This window comes from Candidatus Brevundimonas phytovorans, assembly GCA_029203145.1.
GTDB lineage: Bacteria > Pseudomonadota > Alphaproteobacteria > Caulobacterales > Caulobacteraceae > Brevundimonas > Brevundimonas phytovorans.
This window is the reverse complement of sequence record CP119309.1, coordinates 1,277,688-1,293,168: the sequence shown is the minus strand read 5'-3', so window position 1 is coordinate 1,293,168 and position 15,481 is coordinate 1,277,688. Positions and strand designations below refer to the sequence as shown.

Here is a 15,481-nt window from a genome sequence, read left to right as displayed (position 1 = left end):
GTTCATGGCGCAAGCGCCAGATTGATGCTCAAGCCGCCCTCTCGGCGTGCGAGGAAGAAGACCATGAAACGTTCCCTGATGGTGTTCACGGCCATCGCCAGCTTCGCCCTTCCGGCCCTCGCGCCCGTCGCGACCCTGGCGCAGTCGCGACAAGCCCAGGCCGAAGACAGCCCGCGCCAGCGTCCGCAACACCGCGCAGAGCGCAGCGATCAGTCCGTGTCACCCCGACAGAGGGCCGAAGCGCGGCCTGAGCGGCCGGAGACGCCACGCCCGTCGCGCCCGACCCGCCCCGAGGGCGAACGCCCGGCCGCGCCGACGCGCCCCACGGATCAGGGTCGCCCCCCGGCGCCTCGCCCCGAGCAACCGAACAGGCCGAACGGCCCCGACCGACCCGATCGTCCGGGACAGGATCGGCCGGATCGGCCCAACGCGGGGCCAAATCGTCCTGGCGCTCAGCAGCCCGGTCGCCCGAGCCGCCCGGACGGCGACCGGCCCGACCGCCCCAATCGTCCGGCTCAGCCGAACCGCCCCGACAGGCCTGACTGGAACCGCCCTGACCGCCCAGGCGCCCAGCAGCCCAACCGACCTCACAGGCCTGAGCGCCCTGGATCGGATCGTCCGAACCGCCCGGACCGGCCGAACTGGAGCAACAACCGCGACTATCGCGACTTCCACAACCGCTGGAACCGCGACCAGTGGCGGCGCGAATGGGATCGTCGCCACCGCAGCGACTGGTGGCGCAACGACAGCCGTTTCCGGGGCTGGAACGGCGTGCGGCTCGGCTTCTATTTCGCACCGGGTTACGGCTACTATAGCGTGCCGCGCAGCTACTGGAACCGTCAGTACCAGGTTGGTCAGTACCTGCCTGAGGTCTTCTGGCGCTATCAGGTCAACGACTGGCGGACCTATGGCCTCGGCTACCCGCCTGAAGGGACGCGCTGGGTCTATGTCGACAACACGATCTATCTGATCGACGACTACGACGGCTACATCATCGACGTCGTCCGCGACGCCTGGAACTGGTAGCCGGGTAAACAGAAAGGCCCCGAGGATCGCACCTCGGGGCTTTTTTGTGGGCCGCGGTCAAAAGGCTCCGCCTTTTCGACCCGACGCGGCCTGGCGCTGCGCGCGTGCTCAAAGACGTCGCTCAAGCAGCGAGCGACCGCGTCGCGAGCGTTAGCGACCAACGGGGGTCTGGGGGCCAAAGCCCCCAGGCAAGGCTCTTAAATCAAAGCCCGAGCTTTGATTTAAGGATGTCATTCACCGCCGCCGGGTTGGCCTTGCCGCCCGTCGCCTTCATGACCTGACCGACGAACCAGCCGAGGGCTTGCGGCTTCTCGGCCACCGCCGCCGCCTTGTCCGGGTTGGCGGCGATGATGTCATCGACGGCCTTCTCGATGGCGCCAGTATCAGTCACCTGCTTCAGGCCGTGCTTCTCGACGACCTCGGCGGGCGAGCCTTCGCCGTTCCAGACGTAGTCGAAGACCTCCTTGGCGATCTTGGACGAGATGACGTTCGTCTCGATCAGTTCGACCAATTGGGCGACGTGCGCCGCCGGCAGCGGGTTCTGGCTGAAGTCCTTGTTGTCAGCCGCCAGACGCGCCGAGACCTCGTTCGTCACCCAGTTGGAGACCAGCTTGGCGTCACGCCCCTTGGCGGCGGCTTCAAAGTAGTCGGCCTTGGCCTGTTCCGAGATCAGCACCACGGCGTCGTATTGCGACAAACCGTAGTCCGCCATCAGGCGACGGCGCTTCTCGTCCGGCAGTTCCGGCAGGTTGGCCTTGATCTCGTCGATCCAGGCCTGCTCGATTTCCAGCGGCAGCAGGTCAGGGTCGGGGAAGTAGCGATAGTCCATCGCCTCTTCCTTGGAGCGCATCGAGCGCGTTTCGCCCGCCGTCGGATCATACAGACGGGTTTCCTGCGTGATCGAGCCGCCGTCCTCGAGGATCTCGATCTGACGGCGCGCTTCGTAATTGATCGCCTGAGAAATGAAGCGGAAACTGTTGACGTTCTTGATCTCGCAACGCGTGCCCAGGAAGCCGAAGTCGCCGGTTTCCTTGAACTTGGCGTAGTTGCCGACGCGGCAGACCGAGACGTTGACGTCGGCGCGCAGGTTGCCCTTGTCCATGTCGCCGTCGCAGGTGCCGAGATAGATCAGGATGGTGCGGATCTTCTTGACGTAGGCGACCGCCTCTTCCGGCGTGCGGATGTCGGGGCGCGAGACGATCTCCATCAGCGCCGTGCCGGCCCGGTTCAGGTCGACGAAGCTTTCCGTCGGCGACAGGTCGTGGATCAGCTTGCCCGCGTCCTGCTCCAGGTGCAGGCGCTCGATGCCGACGTTGAAGAAGGAACCGTCCTCGGCCTCGACCTCGACCACGCCCTCGCCCACGATCGGGTGATACAGCTGGCTGATCTGATAGCCGGTCGGCAGGTCGGGATAGAAGTAGTTCTTGCGGTCGAACTGGCTCTTCAGATTGATCTGCGCCTTCAGGCCCAGACCCGACTTCACCGCCTGCTCGACGCAATGCTTGTTCAGGGTCGGCAGCATGCCGGGGAAGCCGGCGTCGACCAACGACACCTGCTCGTTCGGACCCGCGCCGAAACCGACGGCGGCGCCCGAGAACAGCTTGGCCTTCGACGCCACCTGGGCGTGAATTTCCAGCCCCATGACGATTTCCCAGTCGCCGGTGCGACCTTTGATCAGTGTTTTGTTGTCAGACATGCTCACCACCACTTGGCCGGTTTGGCGACGAAACCGGCGGAGTCTTCCAGTGCGGCCGCGACCTGGAAGACGGTCGCCTCATCAAGGGCCTTGCCGATGACCTGAAGGCCCAGCGGCAGACCATCGCTGCTCAGACCGGCGGGCACCGAGATGCCGGGCAGACCGGCCAGGTTGGTCGTCACCGTGAAGACGTCGTTCAGGTACATGGTCAGCGGGTCGATCTGCTTGTCGCCCAGCTTGAACGCCGCCGTCGGGGTCGACGGGGTCAGGATGGCGTCCACCTTGCCCCAGACATTGTCGAAGTCCTCGGCGATGCGACGACGCACCTTCAACGCCTTGACGTAGTAGGCGTCATAGAAGCCCGCCGACAGCACATAGGTGCCGATGGTCAGGCGGCGCTGGACCTCCTTGCCGAAGCCTTCGGCGCGCGAGGCGGCATAGAGGTCGTCCAGCGACGAGAAGTCCTCGGCGCGGTGGCCGAAGCGCATCCCGTCATAGCGGGCCAGGTTCGACGAGGCCTCGGCCGGGGCCACGATGTAGTAGGCCGGCAGGGCGTATTTGGTGTGCGGCAGGCTGATCTCGACGATCTCGCAGCCGGCAGCCTTCAGCCAGGCCACGCCCTGCTGCCACAGCGCCTTGATCTCTTCGGACATCCCGTCGATCAGGTATTCCGCCGGGACGCCGATGCGCAGGCCCTTGACCGACTGACCGACCGACTGGGTCCAGTCGGGCGTCGGGATGTCGAGGCTGGTCGAGTCCTTGGCGTCGAACGAGCACATGGACTTCAGCAGGATGGCGGCGTCCGTCACCGTCTTGGTGATCGGCCCGGCCTGATCCAGCGACGAGGCGAAGGCCACCATGCCGAAACGGCTGGCGCGGCCATAGGTGGGCTTGATGCCGACCGTGCCGGTAAAGGCGGCGGGCTGACGGATCGAGCCGCCGGTGTCCGAGGCCGTCGCGGCCAGACACAGATCAGAGGCCACAGCCGAAGCCGAACCGCCCGACGAGCCGCCCGGCGTCAGCTCGGCGTCCGAACCCTTGGCCTTCCACGGGTTCTTCACCGGACCAAAGGCCGAGGTCTCGTTGGCCGAGCCCATGGCGAACTCGTCCATGTTGAGCTTGCCCAGCATGACCGCACCTTCGCGCCACAGATTGGCGGTGACGGTGGATTCATAGGGCGGCACAAAGCCGCGCAGCATGTTGGAGCCCGCCGTCGTCTGCACGCCCTCGGTGCAGAACAGGTCCTTGATGCCCAGCGGCGCGCCTTCCAGGTCGCCGCCCTCGCCCTTGGCCAGCTTGGCGTCGGAGGCGCGCGCCTGTGCCAGCGCCTTGTCCGCCGTCACTTCGACATAGGCGTTCAGCGCCGGGTTCGACGCCTCGATGTTGGTCAGGAAGGCGCGGGTCAGCTCCTCCGACGAGAAGGTCTTGGCCTTCAGGCCGTCAACGGCGTCTTTGAGCGTAAGCTTGGTGAGGTCAGACATCTATTCGACCACCTTGGGCACGACGAAGAAGCCGTCGGCAGACTTCGGGGCGTTCGACAGGACAGCGTCCACCTTGGCGCCGTCGGTGACGACGTCTTCGCGCAGGCGCAGGGGCTGGGCGACGTTGGAAGTCATGGGCTCGACACCCTGCACATCGACCTCGTTCAGCTGTTCGATCCAGTTCAGGATGCCGTTCAGCTCCTGGGCCAGCGGCTCCAGGCGGTCCTCGGGGGTCTTGATGCGGGCGAGGTGGGCGACACGCCTCACCGTCGCGGCGTCGATAGCCATGGAAATCTCCGAAATTCATCCAGTCGGGGCGCAAGGGAGTCGCCCAGACTGACTCCTGTCGTGGGTTAACCGCCCGATGCGGCTTCGACAAGCGTTCCGCATTGCAATATGGGGAGGCCGTGCCCGTATTCGACCTTACAGACCTGCCCGCCGCCTGCCCGCCCGACACCGCTTGGATGGGGCTCGATCTGGGCGAGAACACCATTGGCGTGGCGGTGTCCGACACCAGCCGCATGATCGCCAGCCCGCTGCAGCTGATCCGCAAGGTGAAGTTCAGGCAAGACGCCGAGCAACTGATCAAGCTGATGAACGGTCGCAACGTCTCGGCCCTGGTCATCGGCCTGCCGCTGAACATGGACGGAACCGAGGGGCCCCGCGCCCAGTCCTGCCGCGCCTTCGCCCGCAATCTGGAACGCCTGCGCCCCGTCAACGTCGCCTTCCAGGACGAGCGCCTGTCGACCACGGCGGTCGAGCGTTTCCTGATCGACGAACTGGACCTGAGCCGAAAACGCCGCGCCGACGTCGTGGATCGCACCGCCGCCGCCTGGATTTTGCAGGGCGCGCTGGACCGTCTGCGCGCCTGATCTTCCCCTCAAGCAGAGTCGGCTCTATAGCGGCGTCTCGATGACCCATGCCGCTTCCGTCACCGAAACCATCGAGGAGCGACTGACGCCGTTCCCCCGCGATCACTTCCTCGCCGCCGGCGACCTGAACCCGCCCGCCGCACTGGCGCTGCTGGATCTCGCCGACGCCTTCGTCGATTTCAACCGACAGTCGGCCAAGGGCATCGACCTGATGCGCGGCCAGACGGTCGTGAACCTCTTCTTCGAGAACTCGACCCGCACCAGTTCATCGTTCGAGATCGCCGCCAAGCGTCTGGGCGCCGACGTCGTCACCATGCCGGTCTCGGCCTCCTCGGTCGCCAAGGGCGAGACCCTGATCGACACGGCGGTGACGCTGAACGCCATGAAGCCGGAAATCCTGGTGGTGCGTCATGCCTCCTCGGGCGCTGTGGATCTGTTGTCGCAAAAGGTCGGCTGCGCCGTCGTCAACGCCGGCGACGGTCGCCATGAACACCCGACGCAGGCCCTGCTCGACCTGCTGTCCTTACGCCGCGCCTTCGGCGACGTGGGCGGCCTGACGGTGGCCATCTGCGGCGACATCGCCCACAGCCGCGTGGCCCGCTCCAACGTCGCCTTGCTGTCGATGATGGGGGCGCGCGTGCGCCTGATCGGCCCGCCGACTCTGGTGCCTGGCGACGCCGATCGCTGGGGCTGCGAGGTCTTCCACGACATGAAGGAAGGTCTGGCCGGCTGCGACGTGGTCATGATGCTGCGCCTTCAGCTGGAACGTATGACCGGCGCCCTGATCCCCTCGACCCGCGAGTATTTCCGCTTCTGGGGTCTGGACCGCGAGAAACTGGCCTGGGCCGCGCCGGGCGCCAGGGTCATGCACCCCGGCCCGATGAACCGCGGCGTGGAGATCGATTCCGACGTGGCCGACGATCTGACCGTCTCCCTGATCCAGGATCAGGTCGAGATGGGCGTCGCCGCCCGCATGGCCGTCCTGGCCGCCCTCGCCCACCGCCGCGCGGGAGCCGCCGCATGACCGTCGCTCCGAACACGCTGGCCATCATCAACGCCCGTCTGCTCGATCCCGCCAGCGACTACGACGGCCCCGGCGCCGTCCTGATCCAGAACGGTCGCATCGTCGAGGTCGTCCACGGCCAGGCGACCCAGCGTCCCGACGGCGTCACCGTCATCGACGCGCAAGGCCGCTGCCTCGCCCCCGGCCTGATCGACATCCGCGTCAAGACTGGCGAACCGGGCAACGAGCCCAAGGAAACCCTGAAGTCGGCCAGCCTGTCGGCGGCGGCGGGCGGCGTCACCACCATCGTGGTCCAGCCCGACACCGACCCGGCCATCGACGACCCTGCCCTGATCGACCACATCCAGCGGCGCGGCGCGGCGCTCGACCTGGTCAACGTCCGCGCGGCGGGCGCAGCCACGCAAGGGCGCGACGGACAGCGCATGGCCGAGATCGGCCTGATGCACGAAGCGGGCGCCCTTTATTTCACTGACGGCGACCGGGTCATCGTCAACACCCGCACCCTGCAACGGGTGATGAGCTACGCCGCCGCCTTCAACGCCCTGATCGCCTGCCGTCCGGCCGAGCCCTGGCTGTCGGAAGGCGCCGTCGCCACCTCCGGCGAACTGGCCACCCGTCTGGGCCTGTCTGGCGCCCCCGCCATCGCCGAGCGTATCCAGCTGGAACGCGACCTGGCCCTGGTCGAACAGACCGGCGCCCGCTTCCTGGTCGATCAGATCTCGACCGAGGGCGCGCTGGAGACCCTGGCCCGCGCACGCGCTCGCGGGCTTGAGGTCTCGGCCTCGGTCTCGATCAACCACCTCTGCTTCAACGAGATCGACATCGGCGACTACCGGACCTTCTACCGGCTGGACCCGCCCTTGCGCCCCGAAAGCGACCGTCAGGCCCTGGTCGAGGCCGTCCGCGACGGCCTGATCGACGCCATCACCTCGGCCCATGCGCCCGAGCCCGCCGAGAACAAGCGCCGCCCCTTCGCCGAGGCCGCGCCCGGCGCCGTGGGTCTGGAGACCCTGCTGCCCGCCGCCCTGATGCTGCACCACGAGCATGGGCTGGACCTGCTGGACGTGCTGCGTCCGCTGACCCAGGGCCCCGCCGGTCTGCTGGGTTTGGACGCCGGCGTTCTCGCGACGGGCGCGCCCGCAGACCTCGTCCTGTTCGATGCGGGCGCGCCGGTTGTGGTCGATGCGGCCACGCTTCGTTCGAAATCGAAGAATTCGCCCTTCGACGGGCGTCGCCTGCAAGGCAAGGTCTTGCTCACGGTCGTCGGTGGACGCATCGTCCACGACGCACGCTAAACGGGAGAGAATCACTTGCAGGATCTGGCCGCACCGGCGCTTCTCACGCTCGGGCTTGTCGCGATTGGCGGATACCTGCTCGGTTCAATTCCGTTCGGGGTCATCCTGACCCGCGCTGCGGGCGCCGGGGACGTGCGCAATATCGGCTCGGGCAATATCGGCGCGACCAATGTCCTGCGCACGGGCCGCAAGGACCTGGCCATAGCCACCCTGATCCTCGACGCTGGCAAGGGCGCGGTCGCCCTGCTGATCGCGCGCTATCTGTTTGGAGAAGTCGCGGGCGCCATCGCCGGCGGCGCGGCCTTCATGGGGCATCTGTTCCCCGTCTGGCTGGGCTTCAAGGGCGGAAAGGGGGTCGCGACCTTCTTCGGCCTGATCCTGGCCGCCTGCTGGCCTCTGGGCTTGATGGCGGCGGCGACCTGGCTGATCGTGGCTTTCGCGCTGCGCTATTCCTCGCTGGCGGCCCTGGTCGCGGCGGCGGCCACGCCCTTCTACGCGCTTCTGCCCCTGTCGATGCTGAACCTTCCGGCCCCCGCGCCCATCCTGATCCTGGCGATCTTCACAGCTGTGCTGATCTATATCCGCCACCATGAGAACATCGCCCGGCTGCTGAAAGGCGCCGAGCCCAAGATCGGGGCCAAGAAGGCTTGACCGCGCTGTCCGACGCCGAGCGCTTCGCCCGGCTTCGGCTGGCCCGCACCGACCGCGTCGGTCCCGTGGCCTTTTCCCAACTGCTGCAACGCTTCGGGTCCGCCGTCCGTGCGGTTGAGGCCCTGCCTGATCTGGTGCGACGCAGCGGGCGCGACGGCTACGCTTTGCCCGCTGTCGAACGGGTCGAGACTGAGCTGGCGACGGGCGAGCGTGTCGGCGCGCGACTGATCCTGCTGGGCGACGCCGACTATCCCGACCTGCTGGCGGCGGTCGATCCGCCTCCGCCCCTGCTGTGGACCCGCGGCGACATCACCCTGCTGTCGCGCCCCTGCATCGGCGTCGTCGGCGCCCGCATCGCCTCGGCGGGCGGTCAGCGCATCGCGCGTGGCCTCTCGCAACAACTGGGCGAGGCCGGCCATGTCGTCGTCTCGGGTTTGGCGCGCGGCATCGACGCGGCGGCGCACCTGGGCGCCTTGCCGACCGGCACGGTCGCGGTGCTCGGCGGCGGCGTGGACGACATCTATCCGTCCGAGAACGCCGACCTCTATCGCCAGATCGTCGAGCAGGGCTGCATTGTCTCGGAAAGCCCGGTCGGCGCCCGCGCCCAGGCCCGCGACTTCCCTCGCCGCAACCGCATCATCTCCGGTCTGTCGCGCGGCGTGATCGTCGTCGAGGCCGAGATTCGCTCCGGCTCCCTGATCACCGCCCGCCTGGCCAATGAACAGGGCCGCGACGTCTTCGCGGTTCCTGGATCGCCGCTGGACCCACGCTCCAAGGGCCCCAACGAACTGCTGCGCCAGGGCGCCATCCTCTGCGAGGGGCTGGAGGACGTCGAGCGCGCCTTCTCTACCCTTCGGACCCTGCGCGAGCCCCCCGGCGCCTCGCCCTTCGACGGCGTGCCCGAGGACCTCGACGAGGCCCTGATCGAACAGGTCGCCGCCCTGCTGTCGCCTGTGCCGACGCCGCGCGATGAACTGGCGCGAGCGCTCGACCTGCCAGTCGGCGTCGTGGCGGCGGCCTTGCTGGAGCTCAACCTCGCGGGTCGCGCCAGCCTCTTGCCCGGCGGGCTCGTCTCAACCTAGCGCGAGGTCGGCGCGGCCTGTCGAGCCATTTGGGCGGCGCCTTCCAGCACCGCCGCCAGAGCCTCATCGCCGTCCCATCGCGCCATCCCCGCCAGCTCTGCGGCCATCCCGGCGACGTATTCCCGAACCGGATAGTCCGCGAGATCGGGCGGCGTCCGCCCGTCGCGTTCCGGCGTCTGCGGTCCTGCTGCTTGCGGCACGCTCAAACCCTCCAGTTGACCGCCTCAGTTAGACACAACCCATAGTAGCATCGCAAGGTCGTAAACACGCTAAAGGCGCGCATGCAAACGTCGCGATTGACTTCCCCTCCGACGCCAACCACGTTCGCGCCCCGATTTCCCGAACAGAGCGCCATGAATCTCGTCATCGTCGAGAGCCCCGCCAAGGCCAAGACCATCAATAAATACCTGGGCTCCGGCTACGAGGTGCTGGCTTCCTACGGCCATATCCGCGACCTGCCGTCCAAGGACGGTTCCGTCCTGCCCGACGACGATTTCGCCATGGTTTGGGAGGTCGACGCCAAGGCGTCCAAGCGCCTGTCCGAGATTGCGGAGGCGGCCAAGCGCGCCGACCGCGTTATTCTCGCCACCGACCCCGACCGTGAGGGCGAGGCGATCAGCTGGCACGTTCTGGAAGTCCTGAACAAGAAGAAGGCGCTGAAGGACACCGAAGTCCAGCGCGTCACCTTCAACGCCATCACCAAGTCCGCCGTTCTGGAGGCCATGGCCAATCCGCGTCAGCTGGATATGGAACTGGTCGAGGCCTATCTGGCCCGCCGCGCGCTGGACTATCTGGTGGGCTTCAACCTGTCGCCCGTCCTGTGGCGCAAGCTGCCCGGCGCCCGCTCGGCGGGTCGGGTGCAGTCGGTCGCCCTGCGCATCGTCGTCGATCGCGAGATGGAGATCGAGAAGTTCAAGGCTCAGGAATACTGGTCGGTCGAAGCCGATCTGGTCGCCGACAGCCCGCCCTTCACCACCCGTCTGGTCAAGCACGCCGGCAAGCGCATCCAGCGCCTGGACATCCCGACCGAGGAGATGGCCTTCGCCGCCCGCGACGCCATCCAGGCCGGCGACTTCACCATCAAGTCGGTCGAGAAGAAGCCCGCCAAGCGCTCGCCCGCCCCGCCCTTCACCACCTCGACCCTGCAACAGGAAGCCTCGCGCAAGCTGGGCTTCACGGCCCAGCGCACCATGCAGGCGGCGCAGAAGCTGTATGAGGGCGTCGACGACACCGGCGGCCTGATCACCTATATGCGGACCGACGGCCTGTTCGTCAGCCCCGAGGGCATCGCCCAGGCGCGCGAGGTCATCGCCGACCGCTTCGGCCCCGCCTATGTCCCGGCCGAACCGCGCTACTACAAGACCAAGGCCAAGAACGCTCAGGAAGCGCACGAAGCCATCCGCCCGACCAACATCGCGCGCCACCCGGAATCTCTGCGCCTCGAAGGCGACCTGCAGCGCCTCTACGAGTTGATCTGGAAGCGCATGGTCGCCTCGCAGATGGAGAGCGCCCGCCTGGACCGCACCACGGTCGAGATCGAGACGCCCGACGGCCTGACCGGCCTGCGCGCCACAGGTCAGGTCGTCGCCTTCGACGGCTTCATCGCCGCCTATGAAGAAGGCCGCGATGAGAAGCAGAAGGGCGCTGACGACGAAGAGGACGAAGGCGGTCGCCTGCCCGCGCTGAAGGAAGGCGCCAAGGCCAAGGTCGAGGCCATCCGCACCGACCAGCACTTCACCGAGCCGCCGCCGCGCTTCTCGGAAGCCACCCTGGTCAAGAAGCTGGAAGAGCTGGGCATTGGTCGTCCCTCGACCTACGCCTCGATCCTGACGACCCTGCGGGATCGCGAATATGTCCGCATGGACAAGAACCGCTTCTATCCCGAGGACAAGGGACGGCTGGTCACGGCCTTCCTGGAGCAGTTCTTCACGCGCTGGGTCGAATACGACTTCACCGCCGCGCTGGAGAGCCAGCTGGACGAGGTGTCGGCCGGCGAACTGGACTGGAAGGCGCTGCTGCGCAGCTTCTGGACCGACTTCCACGCCGCCACGCAAGCCGCCGGCGAGCTGCGCACCACGGCGATCCTGGATCACCTGAACGACGCCCTCGGCGCCCACATCTTCCCGGACAAGGGCGACGGTTCGGACCCGCGGGAATGCCCGCTGTGCCATCAGGGCCAGCTCAGCCTGAAGACCAGCCGCTTCGGCGCCTTCATCGGCTGCTCACGCTATCCCGACTGCAAATACACCCGCCCCGTGGCCTCGCCTGACGGCGCCGAGGGCGGTGCAGACGGCGGCGACCGCGAACTGGGCGTCGATCCGGCCACCGGCCAGCCGGTGCAGCTCAAGATCGGTCGTTTCGGCCCCTATGTCGAAACCACGCCCCCCGGCGAGGAAAAGCCCAAGCGCTCGTCCCTGCCCAAGGGCTGGAGCCCTGCCTCCCTGACGCTGGAACAGGCCCTGCGCCTGCTGGCCCTGCCGCGCGAAGTCGGCCCTCACCCCGAGGACGGCAAGATGATCACGGCGGGTCTGGGTCGTTACGGCCCGTTCGTCCTGCACGCCGGCACCTACGCCAACGTCTCGGACATCGACGAGGTGTTCGAGGTCGGCATCAACCGCGCCGTCGCCCTGCTGGCTGAAAAGCGCGCCGGTCGCCCCGGTCGCGGCTCGGCGACGGCTCCGCTGAAGGAACTGGGCGCTCACCCGGACGACGAGGCTCCCGTTCAGGTCATGGCCGGTCGCTTCGGCCCCTACGTCAAGTGGGGCAAGGTCAACGCCACCCTGCCGAAGGGCATGGCGCCGGAAGACCTGACGCTGGAAGCCGCCCTGCCCCTGCTGGCCGCCAAGGCCGGCGCGGCGCCGAAGAAGAAGGCGACTGCCGCCAAGAAACCCGCAGCGAAGAAGGCTCCGGCCAAGACTGCTGCGGAGAAGAAGCCGGCTGCGGCGAAAAAGCCGGCGGCCAAGAAGCCTGCCGCCAAGAAGGCCGCGCCCAAGAAGGCGGCTGACGCCGAGTAGATCGCTAAAGCCCTCCCGGTCCGCCCCGCGGATCGGGAGGCCTAGCGCCCGGCCACCAGTTCGTTGCGCACTCGACGCCCTAGCGGATCACGCCCGGGCCAGGTCTGGCCCACCGAGGCCTCAACCAGGGTGGTGCAGAATCGCGACAGCAGCATCCTCGGCCGGATCCCGTTCAGACAGACGCGCTCGCCCTCAATGGCCCAACGCGCCGTCAATCGGCGCCCATCCGAGAAGGCCGCGCGATAGCTCCCGTCCCGATCGAACCAGTGTTTGACCCAGGCCCCGTCGGGATAGTGGGAGACGATCGTGTTTCCGAAAGCCGATTCCATCTCCGCTTGGGCCGGCAGCGCCGTCGCGCAGCAAACAGCCAAGGCGAACGCAAGCGTTTTCAACCGCATACGACAACCCTTCCCTACCCCAAGGCGACTTTACAGACCTGTAAGGCCTTGCCAACCACCTGGTTCCCGAACGGAAATACTTGACTGAGGCGTAGGGGTTTCCATATACCGCCGCAGGCTCGGGATAGGACTGGCGATGCGCGCCGCCCACTCGCCCACAAGGGGCGGTTCCGTAAGCTGAAGACGTTACGACGTTTCCTCCGTCCTCAAGGTTACATGACAGAATTCACCAAGCTGGGCCTCTCGGCCACGACCCTCCAAGCGGTCGCCGATACGGGCTACACCGAAGCTACCCCCATTCAGGCCGCCGCCATCCCGGTGGCCCTGGCCGGCCGCGACGTCCTGGGCATCGCCCAGACCGGCACTGGCAAGACCGCCGCCTTCACCCTGCCCATGATCGACCGCCTCGGCTCGGGCCGCGCTCGGGCTCGCATGCCGCGCGCCCTGGTCCTGGCCCCGACCCGCGAACTGGCCGATCAGGTCGCCGAGAACTTCGCCAAATACGCCAAGGGCACCAAGCTGAGCTGGGCCCTGCTGATCGGCGGCGTGTCCATGGGCGACCAGGTGGCCCTGCTCAACAAGGGCGTCGACGTCCTGATCGCCACGCCGGGCCGTCTGCTGGACCTGTTCGAACGCGGCAAGATCCTGCTGACCGGCGTCGAAATGATGGTCATCGACGAAGCCGACCGTATGCTGGACATGGGCTTCATCCCCGACATCGAGCGCATCTTCAAGCTGACGCCGCCGCGCCGCCAGACCCTGTTCTTCTCGGCTACGATGCCGCCCGAGATCACGCGCCTGACGACGCAGTTCCTCAAGGATCCCACCCGGATCGAGGCCTCGCGTCCGGCCATGACCGCCGACACCATCACCCAGTATATCGTCCGCATCCCGACCTCGGACCCCAAGGCCAAGCGCACCGCGCTGCGCGCCCTGGTCGGCCGCGAGGACGTGAAGAACGGCATCGTCTTCTGCAACCGCAAGTCGGAAGTCGATATCGTCGCCAAGTCGCTGAAGACCCACGGCTTCGACGCCGCGCCGATCCACGGCGACCTGGATCAGTCGCTGCGGATGAAGACGCTCGCCGACTTCCGCTCGGGCGAACTCAAGATCCTGGTGGCCTCGGACGTCGCCGCGCGCGGCCTGGACATCCCGGACGTCAGCCACGTCTTCAACTACGACGTCTCGCACCACGCCGACGACTATGTGCACCGCATCGGCCGCACCGGCCGCGCCGGCAAGCTGGGTCAGGCCTTCATGATCGTCACCCCGTCCGACGACAAGTCGCTGGATAAGGTGCTGAAGCTGATCAAGATGGACCCGCAGGAACTGACCCTGGAAGGCATCGACTTCGCCTCCATCAAGGATCGCCCGCGCACGGACGACGCCAAGGGCCGCAGCCGTAGCCGCAGCGACCGCCCCCGCCCCATCCCCAAGAGCGACAACGTCGCCTCGATGGAGCCGATCACCACGCCCCTGCCCCGCACCGAGAAGGTGGAGGAAGCCCGCGAGGAGGCCCCGCGCCGTTCGCGCAGCCGGCGCTCGACCAAGACGGAAACCGCCGTCGAGACTGTGGACGCTGTCATGGCCGCCGCCTCGGACACGTCGCCGGAACCCGAAGCCGCGCCCGCCAAGGTCGAACCTCAGCGCCGCGAACGCACCCGCGACCGCGCCCCGCGCGACGGCAAGAAGCCCGAAGCGCAGAAGGAGCCGCGTCTTCAGGCCGCGCCCGGCGGCTTCGGCGACGATATCCCCGCCTTCCTGCGTCGCCCGGTCGTTTTTTCCGACTAATCAGCAACCGCCCCCATGGTCGGCTTAACCGGTCATTACGGTTCCTCACTCTAGGATCTACGTAACAATACTTGGGGCGCGAGAATCAGAATGACGGCGCAGGTCGAAACAGCCCTTCGGGGCCCGGAAGCTTATGGCCTGGCGCACCGCATCGTGGACGCCATGCAGGAGGCCTCCGTCTGGCCGACCCCGCTGAATTTTGAACTCTGGCTGCACTATCTCAGCGACCCCGACGGGGCCCTGGGCCGCGAGCTTCAACGGCTGCTGGCCAGCGACGGCCCCTTCACGGACGCCACCGCTGAAATGCTGGCGGCCGAGTTCCTGCCCCGCGGCCGCCTGTCGGAGGAAATTCGCGACGTCGGCGCCGTTCTGAACCGCGAACTCGCCGCCGTGGCCGAGGCCATCGACAACGCCCGCAAGACTCAGACCGCCTATGGCGAGACCCTCAGCACCGCCTCCGCCCGGATGCAGGATGCCGAGGGCCCGACCGATTTGACGGCCATCGTCAGCACCCTGTCCACCGCCACCCGCAAGGTCCAGCGCCATACCTCGGCTCTGGAAAAGAGGCTGGAATCCTCGAACCGCGAAGTCGTCCGCCTGCGCGAGCACCTGGAACAGGTCCGGCGTGAAGCCATGACCGACGCCCTGACCAACCTGGCCAACCGCAAGACCTTCGACGAACAACTCGCGCGCCTCTGCGACGAGGCTGAGGCCGAAGGCAAGGGCCTGACCCTGGCCATCGTCGACATCGACCATTTCAAGCGCTTCAATGACACTTGGGGCCATCAGACCGGGGACCAGGTGCTGCGCTACGTCGCCAGCGTCCTGGGCCGCATCGCCCGCAATCCGCGCGTCGCCGCCCGCTATGGCGGCGAGGAGTTCGCGGTCATCTTCCCGGGCGAGACCCCCGGCGCCGTCGAGGCGGCTCTGAACGCCATCCGCGAAGAGATCGGTTCGCGCTCGCTGCGTCGCCGCTCCACCAATGACGATCTGGGCGCCGTGACCATTTCGGTTGGCTTCGCCGAACGCCGCCCGGGCGAAACCGCTCTGGGCGTGCTGGAGCGCGCCGACGAGGCCCTCTACGCATCCAAGCGCGGCGGCCGCAACTGCGTCACCAACGCCGATCTCAAGGAACAGGCCGCCGCCTAAGC

Annotated in this window: 14 protein-coding genes; 9 read left to right on the top strand and 5 right to left on the bottom strand. The window is 67.3% G+C overall.

Annotation, left to right across the window (positions count from 1 at the left end; all coding sequences use genetic code 11):
* The first annotated feature begins 63 nt into the window (after window positions 1–63).
* Window positions 64–1,026: an RcnB family protein gene (locus P0Y52_06150; protein ID WEK59123.1), complete on the top strand. Its 963-nt coding sequence runs from the start codon at window positions 64–66 to the stop codon at window positions 1,024–1,026.
* Window positions 1,027–1,228: 202 nt separating this feature from the next.
* Here P0Y52_06150 and gatB read toward each other — a convergent pair whose 3' ends face one another.
* From gatB to gatC, 3 genes are read right to left on the bottom strand one after another with little or no spacing between them, the layout of a single operon-like run.
* Complete coding sequence (gene gatB, locus P0Y52_06145; protein WEK59122.1) at window positions 1,229–2,722, bottom strand: Asp-tRNA(Asn)/Glu-tRNA(Gln) amidotransferase subunit GatB; 1,494 nt, start codon at window positions 2,720–2,722, stop codon at window positions 1,229–1,231.
* Window positions 2,723–2,724: 2 nt separating this feature from the next.
* Window positions 2,725–4,203: an Asp-tRNA(Asn)/Glu-tRNA(Gln) amidotransferase subunit GatA gene (gatA, locus tag P0Y52_06140; protein WEK59121.1), complete on the bottom strand. Its 1,479-nt coding sequence runs from the start codon at window positions 4,201–4,203 to the stop codon at window positions 2,725–2,727.
* Window positions 4,204–4,491: an Asp-tRNA(Asn)/Glu-tRNA(Gln) amidotransferase subunit GatC gene (gatC, locus tag P0Y52_06135; protein ID WEK59120.1), complete on the bottom strand. Its 288-nt coding sequence runs from the start codon at window positions 4,489–4,491 to the stop codon at window positions 4,204–4,206.
* 119 nt (window positions 4,492–4,610) lie between these two features.
* Here gatC and ruvX point away from each other — a divergent pair, with 119 nt between their 5' ends.
* The 5 genes from ruvX to dprA are packed head-to-tail and all read left to right on the top strand — an operon-like array spanning window position 4,611 to window position 9,127.
* Entirely contained in the window at window positions 4,611–5,075 is a 465-nt protein-coding gene (gene ruvX, locus P0Y52_06130; protein WEK59119.1) for a Holliday junction resolvase RuvX, read from the top strand.
* A 40-nt stretch (window positions 5,076–5,115) separates the two neighbouring features.
* A complete protein-coding gene (locus tag P0Y52_06125; protein WEK59118.1) occupies window positions 5,116–6,099 on the top strand; it encodes an aspartate carbamoyltransferase catalytic subunit in 984 nt (327 codons plus the stop codon).
* Entirely contained in the window at window positions 6,096–7,394 is a 1,299-nt protein-coding gene (gene pyrC / locus P0Y52_06120; GenBank protein ID WEK59117.1) for a dihydroorotase, read from the top strand. The genes P0Y52_06125 and pyrC overlap by 4 nt, the downstream gene beginning before the upstream one ends.
* Before the next feature lie 15 nt (window positions 7,395–7,409).
* Window positions 7,410–8,045: a glycerol-3-phosphate 1-O-acyltransferase PlsY gene (gene plsY, locus P0Y52_06115; protein ID WEK59116.1), complete on the top strand. Its 636-nt coding sequence runs from the start codon at window positions 7,410–7,412 to the stop codon at window positions 8,043–8,045.
* Window positions 8,042–9,127, top strand: coding sequence for a DNA-processing protein DprA (dprA, locus tag P0Y52_06110; protein WEK59115.1), 1,086 nt, complete (start codon window positions 8,042–8,044; stop codon window positions 9,125–9,127). Before plsY ends, dprA begins: the two co-directional genes overlap by 4 nt.
* Here dprA and P0Y52_06105 read toward each other — a convergent pair.
* On the bottom strand, window positions 9,124–9,327 hold the full coding sequence (locus P0Y52_06105) for a hypothetical protein (GenBank protein WEK59114.1): 204 nt from the start codon (window positions 9,325–9,327) through the stop codon (window positions 9,124–9,126). The two genes, dprA and P0Y52_06105, sit on opposite strands and share 4 nt — an antisense overlap.
* A 153-nt stretch (window positions 9,328–9,480) precedes the next feature.
* Between P0Y52_06105 and topA the strand changes: the two genes are divergently transcribed.
* Window positions 9,481–12,141 (top strand): type I DNA topoisomerase, encoded by a 2,661-nt coding sequence (gene topA / locus P0Y52_06100; GenBank protein WEK59113.1) that lies wholly within the window; start codon window positions 9,481–9,483, stop codon window positions 12,139–12,141.
* Between the two features lie 41 nt (window positions 12,142–12,182).
* On the opposite strand, the gene P0Y52_06095 is transcribed toward topA, so the two are convergent.
* Complete coding sequence (locus P0Y52_06095; protein WEK59112.1) at window positions 12,183–12,470, bottom strand: hypothetical protein; 288 nt, start codon at window positions 12,468–12,470, stop codon at window positions 12,183–12,185.
* A gap of 285 nt (window positions 12,471–12,755) precedes the next feature.
* Between P0Y52_06095 and P0Y52_06090 the strand changes: the two genes are divergently transcribed.
* Together P0Y52_06090 and P0Y52_06085 are read left to right on the top strand one after the other, a co-directional pair.
* Window positions 12,756–14,330 carry a DEAD/DEAH box helicase gene (locus P0Y52_06090; protein WEK59111.1) on the top strand — a complete coding sequence of 525 codons (1,575 nt, stop codon included), beginning with the start codon at window positions 12,756–12,758 and terminating at the stop codon, window positions 14,328–14,330.
* A 90-nt stretch (window positions 14,331–14,420) separates the two neighbouring features.
* Complete coding sequence (locus tag P0Y52_06085) at window positions 14,421–15,479, top strand: GGDEF domain-containing protein (GenBank protein ID WEK59110.1); 1,059 nt, start codon at window positions 14,421–14,423, stop codon at window positions 15,477–15,479.
* The last annotated feature ends 2 nt before the right edge of the window (window positions 15,480–15,481 follow it).